The organism is Rheinheimera soli, assembly GCF_031457405.1.
Taxonomy (GTDB): Bacteria; Pseudomonadota; Gammaproteobacteria; order Enterobacterales; family Alteromonadaceae; genus Pararheinheimera; species Pararheinheimera soli_A.
This window is the reverse complement of sequence record NZ_JAVDWR010000003.1, coordinates 306,152-326,064: the sequence shown is the minus strand read 5'-3', so window position 1 is coordinate 326,064 and position 19,913 is coordinate 306,152. Positions and strand designations below refer to the sequence as shown.

The following is a 19,913-nucleotide window of genomic DNA, read 5'->3' as shown; positions in this document are numbered from 1 at the left end:
TCAGAGCCTTGGCTCTGACCCACCTGTCTATCAGCCTAAATTCGGTGCCAACCAACTTTCCGCTTGTTCAGCACTCCAGCCTTTTTTCGCGGCGTATTCATCTTTTTGATCAATGCCAATTTTGCTGACGGCAAAATACTTGCTGTCCGGATGCCCAAAGTACCAGCCGCTGACAGCAGCGCCCGGCCACATGGCATAACTTTCAGTCAATTGGATGCCGGTTTGCGCTTCCACATCCAACAGCTGCCATAAAGTGCCTTTTTCAGTATGTTCAGGACAAGCCGGATAACCAGGCGCAGGTCTTATGCCTTGGTATAACTCACGAATCAGCTGCTCGTTATCCAGAGTTTCTTCCGGAGCATAACCCCAGAATTCACGTCGAACTTTCATATGCAGGTATTCAGCTAAGGCTTCGGCTAAACGGTCAGCAAGAGCTTTGACCATAATGCTGTTGTAGTCATCGTGCTGAGCTGCAAACTCAGCTGCCAGTTCATCAGCACCAAAACCAGTGCTGACAGCAAAACCACCTATATAGTCAGCAATGCCAGACCCAACCGGAGCCACAAAGTCAGCTAAACAGCAGTTTGGGTTGTCGTTACGCAGCTGTAACTGCTGACGCAAATTAAACAAGCGGCAACGCTCAACTGTTCTGCTTTCGTCTGTGTAAACAATAATGTCATCACCGGAGCTATTGGCAGGGAAAAAGCCAAATACAGCTTTGCCCTGCACTTTTTGCTGCTTAATCATTAAATCCAGAATAGCGTTGGCGTCTCTGTGCACCCGACGTGCTTCCATACCCACTTCAGGATGATTCAAAATGGCCGGGAATTTACCGGACAACTGCCAGGTCAGGAAAAATGGCGTCCAGTCGATATAATCACGCAGCTTTTCTAAATCAACATCCTGCCATAAATGGACACCAGGCTGTTTTGGCGCTGGTACCACTTTGGTTAAGTCCAGTTTGAATTGATTAGCCCGGGCTTGTTCCAGCGTCAGTAGTTTTTCACCTGGCCTGCTGCGGGCATGCTGCTCACGGGCTCTGGCGTATTCGTCATTCACCCGTTCCAGAAAGGCAGGTTTATGTTCTTTGCTAATCAGCGACTGCACCACAGACACACTGCGTGACGCATTAGGCACATAGACCACACCATGTTGGTAATTGTGTGCAATTTTTATCGCGGTATGAGCTTTGGATGTAGTAGCACCACCAATCAATAGCGGTATATCAAAACCTAAGCGGGTCATTTCTTTGGCTACATGCACCATCTCGTCCAAAGACGGCGTAATAAGGCCAGATAAACCAATAATATCGACATTCAGCTCTTTGGCTTTTTGCAGTAAAGTGGCGCAAGGCACCATCACACCAAGATCGATGACTTCATAGTTATTACACTGCAGCACCACGCCAACAATGTTTTTGCCTATGTCGTGCACGTCACCTTTGACTGTCGCCATCAGCACTTTGCCCTGAGCACGAGCGCCGGTGCCAGCTTTTTCCAGTTCGATAAAAGGCTGTAAATAGGCCACAGCTTTTTTCATCACACGGGCGGATTTGACCACCTGAGGTAAGAACATTTTGCCTTCACCAAATAAGTCACCGACCACGTTCATGCCGTCCATCAAAGGACCTTCAATCACATGCAAAGGCCGCTCTACCGTTAAGCGGGCTTCTTCGGTGTCCTGATCGATAAAGTCGGTAATACCTTTGACTAAAGCATGTTCAAGACGTTTATTCACAGGCCAGGCGCGCCAGGCTTCGTCTTCTTTTACGGCAACAGAGCCATCGCCTTTAAATTCAGCGGCAATATCCAGTAAGCGCTCTGTGGCGTCGTCGCGGCGGTTTAAGATCACATCCTCAACCCGCTCACGTAATAACTCTGGAATATCGTCATACACAGCCAACTGGCCTGCGTTGACTATGCCCATGTCCATACCAGCCCCAATGGCATGGTACAAAAACACCGAGTGCATGGCCTCACGCACCGGGTCGTTACCGCGGAACGAAAAAGAGATATTGGACACACCACCAGAGATTTTAGCGTAAGGGCATAAGCGTTTGATTTCACGGGTGGCTTCAATAAAGTCGACGGCGTAGTTGTTGTGTTCTTCTATACCTGTCGCCACGGCAAAAATATTAGGGTCGAAAATAATATCTTCCGGCGGAAAACCAATCTGATGAACCAGAATGTCGTAAGCACGCTGACAGATTTCAACTTTACGCGCTTTGGTATCGGCCTGACCTTTTTCATCAAAGGCCATCACCACCACTGCTGCACCATAACGGCGTAACAATTTAGCCTGATATAAAAACGGCTCTATGCCTTCTTTGAGCGAAATCGAATTGACGACAGGTTTACCCTGAATACATTTCAGCGCCGCTTCAATCACTTCCCACTTGGACGAGTCGACCATAATAGGCACACGGGAGATATCAGGCTCGGACGCCAGTAAATTCAGGTAACGCACCATGGCTGCCTTGCTGTCGAGCATGGCTTCGTCCATGTTGATATCAATGATCTGAGCGCCACTTTCGACTTGCTGACGGGCAACATCCAAAGCTTTTTCGTATTCGCCTTCTAATATCAGCTTTTTAAAACGGGCTGAGCCTGTGACGTTGGTACGTTCACCAACGTTAATAAAACGGGCTTGTTGTCGCATTACCACTCCAGACCAAAAGCTTCTAAACCAGACAAATGAAACTGATGTGTTTTTTCTTTCGGTTGACGTGCAGGTTTTCCTGCCACCACATCACTGATAGCCCTGATATGTTCAGGCGTGGTGCCACAACAACCACCGACAATATTTAAAAAACCCTGCTCTGCCCAATCCGCAATTTCTTTGGCCATCTCCACAGCGTCTAAGTCGTATTCACCAAACTCATTGGGTAAACCAGCGTTTGGATGCACTGAGACATAACATTCTGAAATGCCAGATAGAGTCTCCACATAAGGCCGTAATAAATCCGGGCCTAAAGCGCAGTTCAGGCCAAAGCTGACCGGCTCTACATGAGCTAATGAATGGTAAAAAGCTTCAGTGGTTTGGCCGGATAAAGTGCGGCCTGAGGCATCGGTAATAGTGCCGGAAATCATCACAGGTAAATTGAAACCCAGTTCATCAAATACTTTCAGTACAGCAAAAGCCGCAGCTTTAGCGTTGAGCGTATCAAAAATGGTTTCCAGCATGATGATGTCGGCCCCACCTTCAATCAGCGCATGAGTGGATTCACAATAGGCGGCAACTAAAGTATCAAAGTCGACATTACGATAACCCGGATCGTTTACATCAGGCGAAATAGAAGCAGTTCTGTTGGTGGGGCCTAATACACCAGCAACAAAACGTGGTTTATCTGCCGTGCTGAATTCATCACAAGCCTGACGGGCTAAAGCGGCCGACTCACGGTTGATGCGCGCAGATAAATGCGACATATCATAATCAGCCATGGCTATAGGCGTGGCGTTAAAGCTGTTGGTTTCCAGAATATCAGCACCAGCAGCTAAATACTGGCGATGAATATCCAGAATCAGTTCAGGTTTGGTCAGCACCAATAAGTCGTTATTACCTTTTAAATCAGTAGACCAATTGGCAAATTCAGTGCCACGATAATCGGCTTCCTGTAACTTAAACTGCTGGATCATAGTGCCCATAGCACCATCTAACACCAGAATACGTTCCGCCAACAGTGCACGAAGGGCATCTGGGGTTAACACACTGCGATTGGTCATGACTGCTGCCCTATCTGCTGAATATCAAAAGGTGTGGCCTGATACACATAATAATTCAGCCAGTTGCTGAATAATAAAAAGGCATGGCTTTGCCATAACTTATGTGGACCTTTGGCCGGATCATTTTGTTTATAGTAGTTCTCAGGAATTTTTGGCTCAAGACCTGCGGCCAGATCGCGCTGGTACTCATCATTCAAGGTGGTTAAATCATACTCAGGATGACCAGTGACAAAAACCCGGCTGCCGGTGCTGTTTTGCAGCAAATAAGCGCCTGTCGCATCAGCTTCTGCCAAGACATGCAAATCCGGATGATGTTGGTATTTTTGTTTTGGCACCTGGGCATAACGTGAATGGGGCACTAAAAACTCATCGTCAAAACCCCGAACCAAGGGGCTTAAAGGCTGAGAGACGTTTTGCCAATAGACACCAGATAATTTCTCCCCCCGGATTTCACGCTGCAAGCCATAGTAATGATACAAAGCCGCATGAGCAGCCCAGCATAAAAATAAAGTAGAAGTCACATGCCGGTCAGCCCAGGTCAGAATTTCTGAGAGCTGTGGCCAGTAACTGACATCTTCGTAATTGACTAAACCTAAAGGCGCACCTGTGATAATCAAGCCATCATAATTTTGCTGCTGTACATCCGAAAAATAGCGGTAAAAGCAGTCCAGATGATTTTGTGGTGTATTTTTGCTGACATGGTTGTCGAGTCTTATCAGCTCAACATCCACCTGCAGCGGGCTATTGGCCAATAAGCGCAGCAGCTGAATTTCAGTCGCGACTTTATTTGGCATTAAATTCAGAATAGCAATTTTCAGCGGCCGGATATCCTGCGATAAAGCCCGGCTTTCAGTCATGACAAACACGTTCTCTGCAGAAAGAGCTTCAACAGCAGGCAACTGATCAATGACTTTAATAGGCATAGCATCTCCGACAAGGCTGAAAAATGAGGTTACTCTGGCTCAAAGCTTTGGAAATGTCAACTTCTAAACGTTTAGACGTCTAAATTAAAAAAGTAAAAATCTGCTTTGACGTTTCCAACTGGCTTATTCCTGTTTATGCTTAAAAAATCTGTCACCAACAGGACATACTGATGCAAAAAACATGTTATCCGCTTTTGCTGTTATGTTGTTTGCTGTGGTGTTTTTCCGCTTTGGCAAAACCTATCACTATTTATATCCGAGATGATGTTTACCAGGATTATCTGGCTTTTCTGGATGGTCGTGATGTATTAGAACTGAAAGACTTCAGCGGCAGCTTTATGCGACGGGATGTAGCCGACATGGTATTGCTGCAACAGGCTCTGAAGCTGGGAGGTTTCCATAAAAATTTTCATTACCTGCCGGGTAAAGTGAATTTCCGTAATACCAAAATGCTGGAGAATGGCGAGCTGCTGCTGAGTTTTGATACCTACTGGCTTAGTGATGCCAACAAATTGTCCGATAAGGTCTATATATCCAGTCCTATCGTAAAACGTGGTCACTATATGGCTGGCATTTACGCCAGCCCGGACAATGCCAAAGTATTTGCGATAAAAGAGTTGAATGATCTGCAAAAACTGACCGCTGTGTCGACCCCCAAATGGCATACCGATTGGGCAACTTTATCTGCGTTACCATTAAAAGAGCTGATCAGAGAAGACGAATGGTTAAGTCAGGCCCGAATGGTGCATATGCAATGGGTTGATTTTATGTTGATGCCTTTTTATCCGTCCTCTGACGGCAGCTTTGTGCTGGAGCAAATTAAACTGCAACTGGTGCCAAATGTCGCTGTATTACTGGATGACAGCCGGCATTTTGTTATCAGCAAACAGCACCCGCAAGGCAAGCTGGCTTACACAGCTTTAAATAAAGGGCTGGCATTGCTGGAGCAACAAGGCCGCATTGAGCAACTTTATTCGCAAGCTGGTTTTTTTATCGACCAGAAAAAATACAAAGTGCTAAACCCTTCGCAGCAAAAGGCTAAGCAATAAAGGCAACAAGTAGCGCTATATCCCCGCCACATCATACTTCTGCATAAAAAAATGCACCAAAACAAAGCCGGTAAAAACAACAAACCCGACCTGAGCCGGGTTTGTTTTGCATTTCGTATTGATGTCAGCCTGAGCTACTGCAGCTTGAGCCAGTACAGCTTGAGCCAGTACAGCTTACAGATCCGCTTCTGCGTCAGCTGGCAACATACCAAAATCTTCTGCTGGTGATGGCGCGCCTTTAGAAGGTTCCAATAACAGCATTCGACGTAATTCGTTTTCAATTTCTTTGGCAACAGCAGGGTTTTCCTGCATGTACTTCATGGCGTTCGCTTTACCCTGACCAATTTTGTTGCCTTTATATGCGTACCAGGCACCAGCTTTGTCGATCAGTTTATGCAGTACACCTAAGTCGACTAATTCACCATCTTTGCTGATACCAGCGCCGTACATAATAATAAATTCGGCCTGTTTAAAGGGCGGTGCTACTTTGTTTTTCACCACTTTGACACGGGTTTCGTTACCCGTCACTTCATCGCCATCTTTGACAGAACCGGTACGACGAATATCTAAACGCACTGAAGCATAGAATTTTAATGCGTTACCGCCAGTCGTGGTTTCTGGTGAACCAAACATCACACCAATTTTCATCCGGATTTGGTTGATGAAAATACATAAAGTGTTTGAACGTTTAATATTACCTGTCAGTTTACGCAGCGCCTGAGACATTAAACGTGCCTGTAAACCTACATGGCTGTCACCCATATCGCCTTCAATTTCAGCGCGTGGTGTTAAAGCAGCCACTGAGTCTACAACAATCACGTCTACCGCAGCAGAACGGACTAACATGTCACAGATTTCCAGCGCCTGTTCACCCGTATCTGGCTGAGACACTAATAAATCATCGACGTTTACGCCTAACTTTTTCGCATATACAGGGTCCAGAGCATGTTCAGCATCGATAAAAGCACAGGTTTTACCCATGCGCTGAGCTTCAGCGACGACCTGTAAAGTTAAAGTCGTTTTACCTGAAGATTCAGGACCGTAGATCTCAACAATACGACCACAAGGCAAACCGCCTATGCCGAGCGCTATATCCAAACCTAACGAACCTGTAGGGATAAAGTCGATATCAAGCGCTGTGCTGTCGCCCAGACGCATAATTGAACCTTTACCAAACTGGCGTTCGATTTGACCTAAGGCTGCGGTCAGTGCTTTTTGTTTATTGTCGTCCATTGCTCTCTCCGGTGGATTCTTGGATGCACTCAAAGTGCTGTATGCTCATACAGTAGTCTTTTTGCTTTAGTCTGTCAATAACAAGATCAACTGCTGTAAGACAAAATCGATCGCCTGCTGGCGTACTGTCGCTCTGTCACCATCAAAGATGCGATGCGACAGTACCTGATTGCCCAAAATTTCAAAACAAAAATGCACAGTACCCACAGGCTTAGTGACAGATCCGCCATCAGGGCCTGCAATACCAGACACAGCAACCGCCACTTCAGCCCCGGCAGCTTTGGCTGCACCTACCGCCATTTCCAGTACAGTTTCTTTGCTGACAGCGCCATATTGCAACAAAGTTTCAGCTTTTACACCCAACAACTGTTGCTTGGATTTATTGCTATAAGTGACAAAAGAGCGGTCCAGATAAGCTGAACTACCTGGCACTGCGGTCAACACATAAGCAATACCACCGCCGGTGCAGGATTCTGCTGTGGTGATACTGAAGTTTTTCCGCAATAATAGCGCTCCGAGATCCGCCGCCAAATTGTAGGTGGTTACTGGAATTGTCATCTTTGGTCCAACGCAGGAATTATTAAGCCATTATGCCGCCAGAACAGAAAGACGGGCAAGCCCTAAGCCCGCACACTCCGATGATGCAACAGTACCTTGGCCTGAAGTGCCAGCATCCTGATATTTTGCTGTTTTATCGTATGGGTGATTTTTACGAGCTGTTTTACGATGACGCCAAAAAGGCCTCTGCCCTGTTAGATATTTCCCTGACCAAAAGAGGCCAGTCGGCAGGACAGCCTATTCCTATGGCAGGCGTGCCTTATCATTCGATTGAAGGTTATTTAGCCCGTTTAGTGCAACTGGGTGAATCCGCTGCTATTTGTGAACAAATTGGCGATCCGGCCTTAAGCAAGGGCCCGGTTGAACGTGCTGTGGTGCGTATTGTCACGCCAGGCACAGTCACAGACGAAGCACTGCTTAATGAACGCCAGGACACGCTGGTCTCGGCTTTGTATCAGCAAAAAGGCAGTTATGGTTTTGCTTATCTGGATTTAAGCAGCGGCCGTTTTTTAGTCAATGAAGTTACCCATCTGGATGACTTATTGGCGTTGTTGCAGCGCTTAAATCCGGCAGAAATTTTATATGCCGAAGAGCAGGACTGGCCGGATAGCGTCATTAACCGCAAAGGTGTACGCCGCCGCCCTGTCTGGGAATTTGAGTTAAGCAACGCCAAACGTTTACTGACCCAACAATTTGGCACCCGCGACTTACAAAGTTTTGGTGTGGAACAAGCCCCGGTTGCGCTGATGGCCGCAGGCTGTTTAATGGGGTATGTCAAAGACACCCAGCGCGCTCAGTTACCTCATATCCGCTCTATTGCCTTAGAACGCAATCAGGACTGCATAGTACTGGATGCAGCAACAAGGCGTAACTTAGAGCTGACCCAAACCCTGGCAGGCCAGTTTGATCACACCCTTGCGGCAGTACTCGATCAATGCCAGACCGCCATGGGCAGCCGTTTACTCAAACGTTGGATCCATGCGCCGCTGCGCGATCAGGCCTTGGTGTCAGGTCGTCATCAGGCTGTGGCTGAATTACAGCAACACCATCAAAGCCTGCAGCCACTGTTTAAACAAGTGGGTGACACAGAACGCGTTATCGCCCGTTTAGCACTGCGAAGCGCCCGGCCCCGTGATTTCTCCCGTTTACGCGCTGCATTGCAGTTATTGCCCGAGCTGTCACCTGAATTGAGCCAATTACAAAGCCCTTTATTGACGCAGCTCGCTGCTAAATGCCAGCCACTGCCAGAACTTTGTGATTTATTAGAGCGAGCAATAGTAGAAACCCCACCAATGCTTATTCGCGATGGCGGCGTGATAGCTTCAGGCTACAACGCAGCATTGGATCAATGGCGGGAACTGGCGACAGGTGCCACTGATTATCTGGAGCGACTGGAGCAACGCGAAAAAGAGCGTACTGGTATAGCGTCACTCAAAGTTGGTTTTAACAGAGTGGCGGGTTATTACATTGAAACCGGCCGCAGCGCTGCCGATCAGGTACCAGCGGACTATATTCGCCGCCAGACGTTAAAAAACAACGAACGTTTTATTATTCCTGAATTAAAAGAATACGAAGACAAAGTGCTTGGCAGTCAAAGCAAAGCTTTGGCTTTGGAAAAACAGCTGTATGAAGAGTTGTTTGATTTAACGGCGCCCTACCTCGCTGAATTACAGCAACTCTCAGCAGCATTGGCCGAACTGGATTTACTCACCAACTTTGCAGAACGGGCTGAACAACTGAACTACCATCAGCCAGAGCTGACGCCAGAGCCAGGTATACAGATTGAAGCAGGCCGTCACCCTGTGGTTGAACAGGTGATGACTGAACCTTTTATTGCCAACCCACTTAAGCTTTCACCAGAACGGCGCATGCTGATGATTACAGGCCCGAATATGGGCGGTAAATCGACTTATATGCGTCAGAACGCGCTGATCGTCCTGATGGCTTATATAGGTAGTTTTGTACCAGCAGAGCGCGCTGTCTTAGGCCCGGTCGACCGCATATTCACCCGTGTGGGTGCATCCGATGATTTGGCGTCTGGTCGTTCTACTTTTATGGTGGAAATGACAGAAACCGCCACTATTTTGCATCATGCCACAGCACAAAGTTTAGTGCTGATGGATGAAATAGGCCGTGGTACCAGTACTTATGATGGCTTGTCTTTAGCATGGGCTTGTGCTGAATATCTGGCGCAGCAACTGAAAGCCATGACCTTATTCGCCACCCATTATTTTGAATTAACTGAACTTGCATCGCAGTTACAGGGTTTAGCCAATATCCATCTGGATGCAGTAGAACACGATGAACATATTGTGTTTATGCATCAGGTGCAAGACGGCGCTGCCAGTAAAAGTTATGGTTTACAGGTGGCGCAACTGGCTGGTGTGCCGCGGGTGGTGATCCAAAAAGCCAAACAAAAACTGGCCCAATTGGAACAACAGTCAGTGGTCAGCGCCAAAGCACCAGTTGTAGCTAAAACAGCAGAGCCGTTGCAACAGCAATTATTTGTCGAAGCCGAACCTCATCCAATACTGGAGCAGCTGGCCAAACTGGATCCGGATCAGCTGTCAGCCCGTCAGGCTTTGGATTTGTTGTATCAGCTCAAAGCCAGCTTGTAAAAATGGGGTTGAAAAAGGAGTGTTGTTATTTCTGAACTTAGTTTGCCCCAAGCCGCCAGCTCTGCTCCGTTAGTCTGGGCTGGTCCTATTTTGCGCCGTCTGACGTCAGGCAGGATTTGCCTGTGGTTAGCTACTTGTGAACCAGTGGAATTGAAACTTGAGCTTCAGCCTGAACAAGGTGCAAGGCTCGAGTTTGACGCAAAACAGCTGCAACCCTTTGTGCAACAACTTCAGCTGGCCGGCAAATTGTATCTGGTTTTTCTGGATTTGGAACTGACAGAGACGCTGCCCACTGAACGCTGGATTAGTTATGACTTGCAACTAAAAACCAGCACAGGCGACTGGCAAAACTGGCGGCATTGGGCAGAGGATTTAGTTTATCCAGGGCGTGATTTACCTGGTTTTATTATCAAACCCAAAGTGCATTCGGTATTACATGGTTCCTGTCGTAAACCGCATTTTAGTGCTGATGATGGTTTAGTCCGTGCCGATCAGCAGTTAAAAGACACAACACCGGAGCAATGGCCGTCCTTACTGATGTTAAGTGGTGATCAGGTGTACACAGACGACGTGGCAGCACCTACGCTTTATGCTATTCATCAACTGATAGCCAAACTGGATTTTGCTGACGAAGAACTCCCCTGCTCTACCTTAAGTTCTGCTCACGAACTGCATAGCAAAACGCCCTTTTATTACCAACGCGAGAAACTTCTGCCGGCTACCGAGGCCAGCTATCAGGTATTAAAACAGCTGTTCCAAGGCGCAAAAAAGCCGGTATTTACCACAGACAGCGCTCACAACCATTTGATCTCTATGGCTGAAGTGTTTTCGATGTACCTGCTGGTCTGGTCACCTGCACCCTGGCAGGGCCTTGACTTGCAGATGCCGGAAGGGTTGCTGAAAAGTTTTAGTCCGGCGAGGCAAAAACGTTGTGCCAGCTACACTCAAAACCTGACAGAGTTTAAAGCAGGTTTAGGCCAGGTCAGACGTTTGATGGCTCACCTGCCAGTCGCCATGATATTTGATGATCATGATATTACCGACGACTGGAATTTAACTGCAGAATGGGAAAAAACCGCCTACGAACACCCTTTTTCTCGCCGCATTATTGGCAATGCGCTGATGGGTTATCTGCTATTTCAGGGCTGGGGCAATGCGCCAGAAAAAATACAAGAGCTGTTGCCTTTGTGTCAGCACGCTTTAAACCAACCCGGCACTGAAACGCATGATGAATGTATCAACAGCCTGCTCAAATTCTCTGAATGGCATTACAGCTGGCCGACCCAACCGCCATTGTTAGTACTCGATACGCGCACCCAGCGCTGGCGTTCAGAAACTTCTTTGGAAAAGCCTTCAGGTTTAATGGACTGGGAATCTATTACTGAATTGCAGCAACAACTGCTGGGCCATGACGCTGTATTGCTAGTCTCCCCTGCTCCTGTGTTTGGCGTCAAACTGATTGAAACTATTCAGCGTATGTTTACCAGCTTTGGCAAACCTCTGATGGTAGATGCTGAAAACTGGATGACCCATCCGGGCTCTGCTTATGCGCTATTGAATTTATTCCGCCATCCAAAAACACCACGCAACTTTGTCATTTTATCCGGCGATGTGCATTACAGCTTTGTATTTCAGGTAAAGCTTCGACACAAACAACAAAGCCCATCCATCTGGCAAGTGACCAGCAGTGGCCTGAAGAATGAATTCCCCCACCGGCTACTGGCCATTTTAGATACAGCCAACCGCTGGCTCTACGCCTCCAAATCGCCACTGAACTGGTTTACCAAAAGACGACGTATGAAAATCACTCACCACAAGCCCATAGGCGAAACTAAAGGCCGTCGTCTGGTTAATGCTGCTGGTATAGGGCTATTGGAGCTAACAACTGAAGGTGTGCCCTGCAAAATTCAGCAGCTGTGCTCTGATGGTGAAACCGTCAGTTTTGAGCTGGAAAAAGGCGATGATGAAATGGCGCTGGATTTAAGTTTGTAGAAAAGTTTGCAGAACATCAGCCAATCAGAGTCTTCAGATAAAACAGCTGCACCCGCTTAACGGCTGGGTGCAGCTATAAGCAGCTTAAATACCCTGCCCACCTGAGACTTCAATACGCTGGGCATTGACCCAACGCTGATCTTCCGACAATAAACTGGCCACCATAGGGCCTATATCATCAGCAACTCCGACCCGACCTAAAGCCGTCATATCCGCGAAGAACTTATTAAAGTCCGGCGTATCACGCACTGCACCACCAAAGAAGTCGGTTTCTATCGCACCTGGCGCTACCGTATTAACAGCTATACCACGGCCACCAAACTCTTTTGCCATATAGACGGTCAGCATTTCCACTGCGGCTTTGGCTGCAGCATAAGCAGCCCAGCCAGGAGCTGAAACCCGTGTTAAGCCAGTAGATAAATTCACAATACGGCCACCATCTGCCAGCAAAGGCAACAGTGTCTGCGTCAGGAAAAACACACCTTTAAAATGCACATTCACCAGTTGGTCAAATTGAGCTTCAGTGGTGTGCTCAATGAGCGCATAGTCACCGTGACCGGCATTATTTACCAAATGATCAAAGGTATCGCGTTGCCAGATATCAGTAAGCAAAGTGCGCAGCCGTGCTGCGAAGTTGGCAAAACCTGCAACAGCGCTTGTATCCAGTTGTAAAGCAACAGCTTTGCGTCCCATAGCGCGGATTTCTGTCACTACAGCTTGCGCCTCTTGCTCGCGACTCTGATAAGTGATGATGACATCTGCGCCACGACGGGCAATATTCAGTGCGGTATTACGGCCAAGCCCACGGCTGGCTCCTGTTACTAAGGCAATTTTAGTCATGCGGTTTCTCCTGTGGTTTAAGACCAGTGCATGCTAAAGAAAAGCTGCTTAAGGGTCTTTACCCGAAGATCCGCATTTTTTGCATAATTCTCCAAAGCTCTTGGCGACGTTAACTCCGATAGCCTAGAGTTACACCTATGAAAGATACGCTATTGAACACTGTGCGCCGTTATGTTGAGGCTTATGCCAACCCAAATGGACTTGCACAAACGCCCATTACCGGCCTGACCACTATTCGTTCGAATACCCCAAGCGGGCTCGAATATGCCATCTCGCGCCCACTGGTTTGTCTGGTGTTGCAGGGCCGTAAACAAGTGGTGATGGGCTCAGAGGTGTTTGATTTTAGTGCCGGTGATTCTTTGCTGATCAGTGCCGATGTACCAACCATCAGCCAAATTACAGAGGCAAGCCCTGATGCCCCTTATATCTCACTGGTGCTGGATTTGGATCTGAGTGTGATTGCTGAACTGACGGAACAAATGGTACAGCCCGGACCAGGTACAAAGCATCCGGTGCAGATTCAACCTACCGATCAGCAAGTAGCAGACGCTGCTTTTCGCCTGATGAACTTGTTAGACAGGCCAGAGGCGGTGCCAGTGCTGCACAAACAACTGGTGCGGGAAATGCACTACTGGTTGTTAGCAGGACGCCATGGCGCTGCCATTCAGCGACTTGGCTATCAGGACAGTCATATCAGACAAATAGCCAAAACCGTGGCTGTGCTCAGAGCCGATTTTCGTCAGCCACTGCAGATGGAACAACTGGCTGCTATTGCAGGCATGAGCCCTTCATCCTTTTATCAGCACTTTCGCGCTGTGACCTCTTTGTCACCGCTGCAATTTCAGAAGCAATTACGGTTGATAGAAGCACGGCGTTTAATGCGCGCAGAAGGTCTAAAAGCTGGCAGCGCTGCTTTTGCAGTAGGCTACGAGAGCGTGCCACAATTCACCCGTGAATACAGCAGGATGTTTGGCTTGACTCCGCAAAAAGATACGCTACAAGGAAAAACCAGCACAATTCAAACAGGCACTACATCCACTTCCACTTCTAACTGATGCACACCATGGCCTTGCAGCAAGCCCTTCAGTGGTACAACATCGGCGTAATCGCGGCCATAAGCAAGGGTGATATGACGTTCAGCCGGCATCAGATTATTGGTCGGGTCAAAATCGACCCAACCCAGTTCAGGATCGTACACAGCAAACCAGGCATGAGACGCATCAGCTCCTATTAAACGTGGCTGGCCGTCCGGCGGTGTGGTTTCCAGATATCCACTGACATATCTTGCTGGAATACCTAAGGCTCGCAAACAGCTGACCGCCAGTTGGGCGAAATCCTGACAGACACCTTTTTTATGCAGCAGCACTTCGGACACAGGCGTGACAACGGAGCTGAACTCAGGGTCGTATTCAAACTGCTGAAATATCAAATCAGTTAACTGCTGCGCCAGCTGCAATACGGTAAGCTTCGGGTCAGCGATGCTTTGGATCAGCGCTTTTGTTTCCTCAAGTACAGGGATCATCCGGCTTGGACCTGTGCATAACAGTGCTTTGAGTTGCTCTGACGAATAGCCTTGTTGCTGGCGGAAAAAAGCTGCGACTTCTGGCCAGGGCTGAGTTAAATCCAAAGCCAGACTGCGTTGGCGTGGTAATACTTCCACCACTGAAAAAGCGCTCACCGCCAGTTGCTGATGGGGTGGCTGTAAATGGATAAAATGCTGGGTATTACCAAAGGTATCAGTTCTGGCATAAACCGAAGAGGCTGTTGGCGACACCTGTAGCTCAAAACTGCATAGCTCCTGCGTCGGCAATTGCCGTGGTCGCAGGCAGGCTAAGTTGTAACTGTTGGCCACCGGATGCTGGTAGCAATAACGGGTCAGGTGGCGGATCTGGTACTTCATAAGTTCGGCCTTGTAGGGGCGGGGCTTGTCCCCGCCCGCCTGAAATTCAAATTAATGCCCATTTAAAAGCTCTGCCAGGATTTGCCCGCTTCCGCATGGCTGAAATAGGACAAGGTAATGCTGTCGGACAATTGCCTGAGCACAAGATGCAACTGCTGTAATAAATGACTCAGCTCTGGTGTAGCCTGCAACTGATCATCAAATAAGTGTTCAGGTTCAGCCAGTTGCAGTAAAGATACCAGTTCCACTGCCAGTTTTTGCTCACGGCTTAAAACTGCAGCTGCACCGGGTTTAGGCAGTTGCTGTATTTGACTGGCAAGCCTTGCACACTGATAACCCACTGAACGTGGTGTGCTGTCATCCAGCAGCAGCAAATCAATCACCGCCAGCGGATGCAGCTCGGTTTTATAACGACGTCTGTAGGTCATTAAGGTATCGGTCATACGCAATACAGACTCCATCAACGAAGCGCTGCAGTTACGGCCCTGATCAAAGACAAAGACTTCCTGTAATAAGGTGACACTTTGCAAAGCCCTTTCCATATGCTGACCCAAATCCATAAATCTTAAGGTTTGAGTACGACTCATGGTTTCGTTATTCAGACCATAAATAGCGGTCTGCAATAATATGACTTCATCCAGCAAACGCACCATTTGCTGTGGCTGCTGCCAGTTCAGTGGATTCGGCCATTGCGTCAGCGCCAGCTGTAATTTATCCAGCACATACCAGGTGTCTTCACTGAAGTATTCCCGCACCGACTGCGCATTAAACAATAAATTTTTTAATACCTGCGCCAAACCTGCCGGGTGCTGCAGTGAAAACAATTCACTTAAAGCCTGCTGTAAAGCGCTGGTTTGTTGCAACGAACTCAAAGCTGCACTACCCGGCATAGTGCCATTGGCCTGCAGGCAAAAACGGACTAAGGCTCTGCTGTCATTTTGTTGACCACCTGTCACCTGAAAGCTGGTTAAAAGCGGCACTGTGTAGCGTAAAGCACGGCAGACTAAATTCAGCCGCTCGTTATACCGTCCCAGCCAGAATAAGTGATCAGCGACACGGCTTGGCAGCAAGCCACTATGGCGGGATAACAATATGCGTTTTTGGGTATTTTGCAGCAAGCTGACTGCATGATCCTGATCAGCCAGCACCCAGACATCTTTCGCCACAAAGCCCATACCGTACTGATGTTGCAAACCTTTTGCATCAGGGCTGATGCGTGCCAAAGCACCTGGCATTACCGCAGGCGCATGTTGTTCAGACAATAAACCAAATAAACGCAACACCCCATACTGCTGATGCTGGCCTTGATTCGCGTTCCAGCACGGCACAGCGCTTAAGGGCAACAAGCGGATAGCAATAAAAAGTGTGGGTTCGGCCTCTAGTTGCTGCTGTAACTGCTGTTGTTGCAGCGGGTCCAGTTCAGCCCAAAGCCAGCTTTGGTTGGTGTCTATTCTGCGGAATCTATACTGTGCGGCATCTTGAAGTACATACTGCAACTGATCTGCTTTGCCACACCAGATAGCTGTTGTAGTGGGTAATAGTAATTCTTCATTTAATAGTGCGCGGCACAGCTCTGGTAAAAAAGGCAATAACACGCCAGAGTCCAGCAAGGCGGCTCCTGGCGGATTAGCACAAAACAACTGCTGCTGGCGAATACTTTGTAATAAACCTGCAGTGCCTGTTGAATCGGGATCCAATTCCAGCGCATCACAACGAGCATCAGGTAAATAACGCATCAGACTGTCGACTTGCTGTAAACCTGTGACTGTTTTTAGCCACAAAGCACCATCTTTAAACATCAGATCGGCACTGTGCATCAGGGCTATATCTAAATAATTGGCTAAAAAGGCATGTTCAAAATAAGCAGCATCGCGCTTGCCATGGGTCAATAAACCACAAAGCGGCCGCCGCCCCTCTGCGGTATGGCCTGTGCCCTGCGCAAACACCAGCTGCAATTTACGGAAAAAACCTGCCAACTGGCTTTTGCCAATACTGTGGTTCAGCTCCCCTATACAATGGTTAAATGCCAGCCTGTGCTCCAACACAAAACCTAAGCCTGCCGGCATCTGACTTTGATCGGCATACACACAAAAGGCACCACTCTCATCACGGCCAATATCGACCGCCAGCAAACTCAGCCACTGTTGATGAGTGGGTACCAACTGATGGCAAGGCAACAGGTAGTTTTTGTTCTGGAAAATCAGTTCAGCTGGCAACACTCCTTGTTGTATCAGTAACTGTGGGCCATATAAATCCTGCAGTACTAAAGCAAGCAACAATTGGCGCTGTTTTACGCCTGCCTGCAGCTGTTGCCACTGCACATCACTAATCAGCCATGGCATTAAATCCAGCTGACGTTGTTGCTCCAGCCAGGGGTCAAAAGTGGCACCATTTTCCCGCAACTGATGTTGCAAGTCGGTATGCAGCTGCACCAACTGATCCTGGCTTTGCTGCTGCCACCAGAGTTGCAACTGCTGCCACTGTGGCAAATCAACCCAGCACTGCGGTTCGTTAAACGCTTGGTTTTCTATCATTGTCAGGCCGACATTTGCTGGCTGAGCTCTGTGGAAAATTCCAAATTTGGCGTACTAATCACCTGATGCAATTCAATAATCCCTGTCTGAAATTGGTCAATCAGCTGATGCAGCTGCCCTGTAGTCAGTTCTGCTAAGCTTTGTGTTTTTAACAAGTCCTGCAACAACCAAACCCGCTGCAATATAGCAGCACTATGAGGTAAGCCTTTGGCTGAAGCCGCCACACGATGCAAACAGTAAGCGATGGAACGTGGAAAATCAGCGTAAGTCAGCAAGTAATCCACTGCATCCACCTCTGTGCTTTGATGCGCCAGATAATAGTGGTACGACTCTACGCCGCCTAACGCATTTAAAATTGAAGTCCAGCGAAAACGTGGCCGTTTGATATCCGTAGGCTGCAGCTGCTGCAATACCATCACATCCATAATACGGGTGGTCATATCGGCCCGCTCTAAGTGCCGGCCAATATTAAATAAATCAAAAGCGTCGCTACGCAGCATAGTGCCGTCCAATACGCCAACCACCATCTGGCAGCGACGGCTGACTTCAGTCATTAAGCGGTATCTGTGCTGACGTCCCTGCAACTGCTGGCAATGCTGCTGTAAAAACAAATCCAGTGAATTCAGCTCTTCCCACATATCACGTGGGATCAGCTGTCGCACTGTTCTGGCATTTTGTTTTAGCGCAGTGCAGGCCGAGCGGATAGACACTTCACTGTCGGCATCTGTGATTAAAAAGCCCATCACCTGCTGCTCAATCGTCAAATCGCTTTCGGGTAACTGGCTTAACAGTTCAGCACCATTTTGCCCTAACACATCCAGCAATAATGGCCAACTGAACTGGCTGTCTTTGTGGCTGTCGATCAGCAAATGGCTGGTGGCATTAATTAAGCGCGCCGTGTCGTCCAGCCGCTCCAGATAACGACCTAACCAGAACATATGATCCAAAGATTTTAATAACATAGATCAGACCTCATCGTTAATGATCCAGGTGTCTTTGCTACCGCCGCCTTGCGACGAGTTGACTACCAAAGAGCCTTTTTTCAGCGCCACCCGGCTTAGCCCACCAGTGGTGCAATACAAATCTCTGCCCTGCAAAATAAAGGGCCGCAAATCCAGATGCCGGGGCTCCAGCACACCATCACATAAGGTAGGAGCTGTGGATAACGCCAGAGTGGGCTGAGCAATAAAATTACGTGGATTGGCTTTAATGGCTTGTGCCATTTGTTGTTGCTCTTCTTTGGTCGAACGAGGGCCTATTAAAATGCCGTAACCACCAGATTCATTCGCAGGTTTCACCACCAGTTGGTCCAGATTGGCCAATACGTACTCGCGCTGTTTTTTATCCAGACACAAATAGGTAGGAACATTGTCGATCAGTGGCTGTTCACCCAGATAATAATTGATGATTTCTGGCACATAAGCGTAAATCACTTTATCGTCGGCTACACCCGAGCCAGGTGCGTTAGCAATAGACACATTGCCTTTGGCCCAAGCTTTGATCAAACCCGGAATACCTAAAACTGAGTCTGGCCTAAAGGCTTCTGGGTCGATAAAAATATCGTCGACCCGGCGGTAAATGACGTCCACCCGCTGCAGGCCGTGCAAGGTTTTCAGATAAACAATGTCGTCCTGCACCAGTAAATCGGTATTTTCTGCCAACTCTATTCCCATCTGTTGGGCTAAAAAGCTGTGCTCAAAATAGGCAGAGTTATAAACACCAGGCGTCAACAGCACTATGCAAGGCACATCACCCGGGCGAGGCGATAAAGACGCCAGCATACGCCACAGCTGATGCGGGTAGTCGTCTACAGGGTAGATAAAGGAGTCGGCGAATAATTCCGGAAATACCCTTTTCATCACAGTGCGGTTTTCCAGCATATAAGACACACCGGATGGCACCCGCAAGTTATCTTCTAATACTAAAAACTGACCAGAGCCATCCCGCACCAGATCGGTCCCGCAGATATTAGCCCACACCCCATAACGGGGCGAAATGCCCTTACATGGTGCAAGGTAGTTGCGTGAATCCAGCACTAAGTCAGCTGGCACTATTCCCTCTTTGAGAATGCGTTGATCATGGTACAAGTCGTCAATAAACAGGTTCAAAGCGGCTAAGCGTTGCTTCAGGCCAGCACTGGTTTTTTGCCATTCAGAGCTTGGGATGGTCCGAGGCATCACATCTAAAGGCCAGCAGCGATCGATATTGTTGCCATCTGAATACAAGGTAAAACAAACACCCATAGCGCTAATTGTTTGATTTAACTGCTCTTGTCTTTGAATTAACTCAGCAGAACCGTGGCGGTCGATAAAACGGGCTATAGCCGCAGCTGGTGGTCGTATTTGTCCGTCCGCCTGCACCAGCTCATCAAAACACTGGTCAATTTGTTGATAGTGCCCAAAACTTTTTGCACCCATTGGCGACTCCTTCCCGTCCGATACAAGCCGAACATCATCAGTTCAAGGCCTGTTTTTTTTAGTTCTGTATCAGAAAAGAGCAAGGGTTATGCCAGCACAAAAACAAAAGGGGCTTGCGTCACAGATC

General features: G+C 48.1%; 14 protein-coding genes. 4 read left to right on the top strand and 10 right to left on the bottom strand.

What is annotated here, in order from left to right:
- Positions 1–30: 30 nt before the first annotated feature.
- From metH to metA, 3 genes are read right to left on the bottom strand one after another with little or no spacing between them, the layout of a single operon-like run.
- A complete protein-coding gene (gene metH, locus J2W69_RS07905) occupies positions 31–2,658 on the bottom strand; it encodes a methionine synthase (RefSeq protein ID WP_310276375.1) in 2,628 nt (875 codons plus the stop codon).
- Positions 2,658–3,722 carry a homocysteine S-methyltransferase family protein gene (locus tag J2W69_RS07900; RefSeq protein WP_310276372.1) on the bottom strand — a complete coding sequence of 355 codons (1,065 nt, stop codon included), beginning with the start codon at positions 3,720–3,722 and terminating at the stop codon, positions 2,658–2,660. Before J2W69_RS07900 ends, metH begins: the two co-directional genes overlap by 1 nt.
- On the bottom strand, positions 3,719–4,645 hold the full coding sequence (metA, locus tag J2W69_RS07895; RefSeq protein WP_310276370.1) for a homoserine O-acetyltransferase MetA: 927 nt from the start codon (positions 4,643–4,645) through the stop codon (positions 3,719–3,721). The genes J2W69_RS07900 and metA overlap by 4 nt, the downstream gene beginning before the upstream one ends.
- A 170-nt stretch (positions 4,646–4,815) precedes the next feature.
- Between metA and J2W69_RS07890 the strand changes: the two genes are divergently transcribed.
- Positions 4,816–5,694, top strand: a complete 879-nt coding sequence (locus J2W69_RS07890) for a hypothetical protein (protein ID WP_310276367.1) — start codon at positions 4,816–4,818, stop codon at positions 5,692–5,694.
- A gap of 174 nt (positions 5,695–5,868) precedes the next feature.
- On the opposite strand, the gene recA is transcribed toward J2W69_RS07890, so the two are convergent.
- Together recA and J2W69_RS07880 are read right to left on the bottom strand one after the other, a co-directional pair.
- Positions 5,869–6,927 (bottom strand): recombinase RecA, encoded by a 1,059-nt coding sequence (gene recA / locus J2W69_RS07885; protein ID WP_310276364.1) that lies wholly within the window; start codon positions 6,925–6,927, stop codon positions 5,869–5,871.
- Positions 6,928–6,993: 66 nt separating this feature from the next.
- On the bottom strand, positions 6,994–7,485 hold the full coding sequence (locus J2W69_RS07880) for a CinA family protein (RefSeq protein ID WP_310276361.1): 492 nt from the start codon (positions 7,483–7,485) through the stop codon (positions 6,994–6,996).
- Positions 7,486–7,517: 32 nt separating this feature from the next.
- On the opposite strand from J2W69_RS07880, the gene mutS reads away from it, so the two are divergent.
- Both mutS and J2W69_RS07870 read left to right on the top strand, forming a co-directional pair.
- Positions 7,518–10,103 (top strand): DNA mismatch repair protein MutS, encoded by a 2,586-nt coding sequence (mutS, locus tag J2W69_RS07875; protein ID WP_310276358.1) that lies wholly within the window; start codon positions 7,518–7,520, stop codon positions 10,101–10,103.
- 144 nt (positions 10,104–10,247) lie between these two features.
- Positions 10,248–12,095, top strand: a complete 1,848-nt coding sequence (locus J2W69_RS07870) for an alkaline phosphatase D family protein (RefSeq protein ID WP_310276355.1) — start codon at positions 10,248–10,250, stop codon at positions 12,093–12,095.
- A gap of 84 nt (positions 12,096–12,179) precedes the next feature.
- Here J2W69_RS07870 and J2W69_RS07865 read toward each other — a convergent pair whose 3' ends face one another.
- Complete coding sequence (locus J2W69_RS07865; RefSeq protein ID WP_310276353.1) at positions 12,180–12,935, bottom strand: SDR family oxidoreductase; 756 nt, start codon at positions 12,933–12,935, stop codon at positions 12,180–12,182.
- Positions 12,936–13,072: 137 nt separating this feature from the next.
- Between J2W69_RS07865 and J2W69_RS07860 the strand changes: the two genes are divergently transcribed.
- On the top strand, positions 13,073–13,990 hold the full coding sequence (locus tag J2W69_RS07860; protein ID WP_310276350.1) for an AraC family transcriptional regulator: 918 nt from the start codon (positions 13,073–13,075) through the stop codon (positions 13,988–13,990).
- Here the strand turns inward: J2W69_RS07860 and J2W69_RS07855 are convergent.
- The 4 genes from J2W69_RS07855 to J2W69_RS07840 all read right to left on the bottom strand — a co-directional run bounded on the left by J2W69_RS07855 (position 13,954) and on the right by J2W69_RS07840 (position 19,786).
- On the bottom strand, positions 13,954–14,835 hold the full coding sequence (locus J2W69_RS07855; RefSeq protein WP_310276347.1) for a transglutaminase family protein: 882 nt from the start codon (positions 14,833–14,835) through the stop codon (positions 13,954–13,956). The two genes, J2W69_RS07860 and J2W69_RS07855, sit on opposite strands and share 37 nt — an antisense overlap.
- Before the next feature lie 62 nt (positions 14,836–14,897).
- A complete protein-coding gene (locus J2W69_RS07850; RefSeq protein ID WP_310276343.1) occupies positions 14,898–17,369 on the bottom strand; it encodes a circularly permuted type 2 ATP-grasp protein in 2,472 nt (823 codons plus the stop codon).
- A gap of 2 nt (positions 17,370–17,371) precedes the next feature.
- Positions 17,372–18,331, bottom strand: a complete 960-nt coding sequence (locus J2W69_RS07845) for an alpha-E domain-containing protein (protein WP_310276341.1) — start codon at positions 18,329–18,331, stop codon at positions 17,372–17,374.
- Between the two features lie 3 nt (positions 18,332–18,334).
- Positions 18,335–19,786, bottom strand: a complete 1,452-nt coding sequence (locus J2W69_RS07840) for a circularly permuted type 2 ATP-grasp protein (protein ID WP_310276338.1) — start codon at positions 19,784–19,786, stop codon at positions 18,335–18,337.
- Between the last annotated feature and the right edge of the window lie 127 nt (positions 19,787–19,913).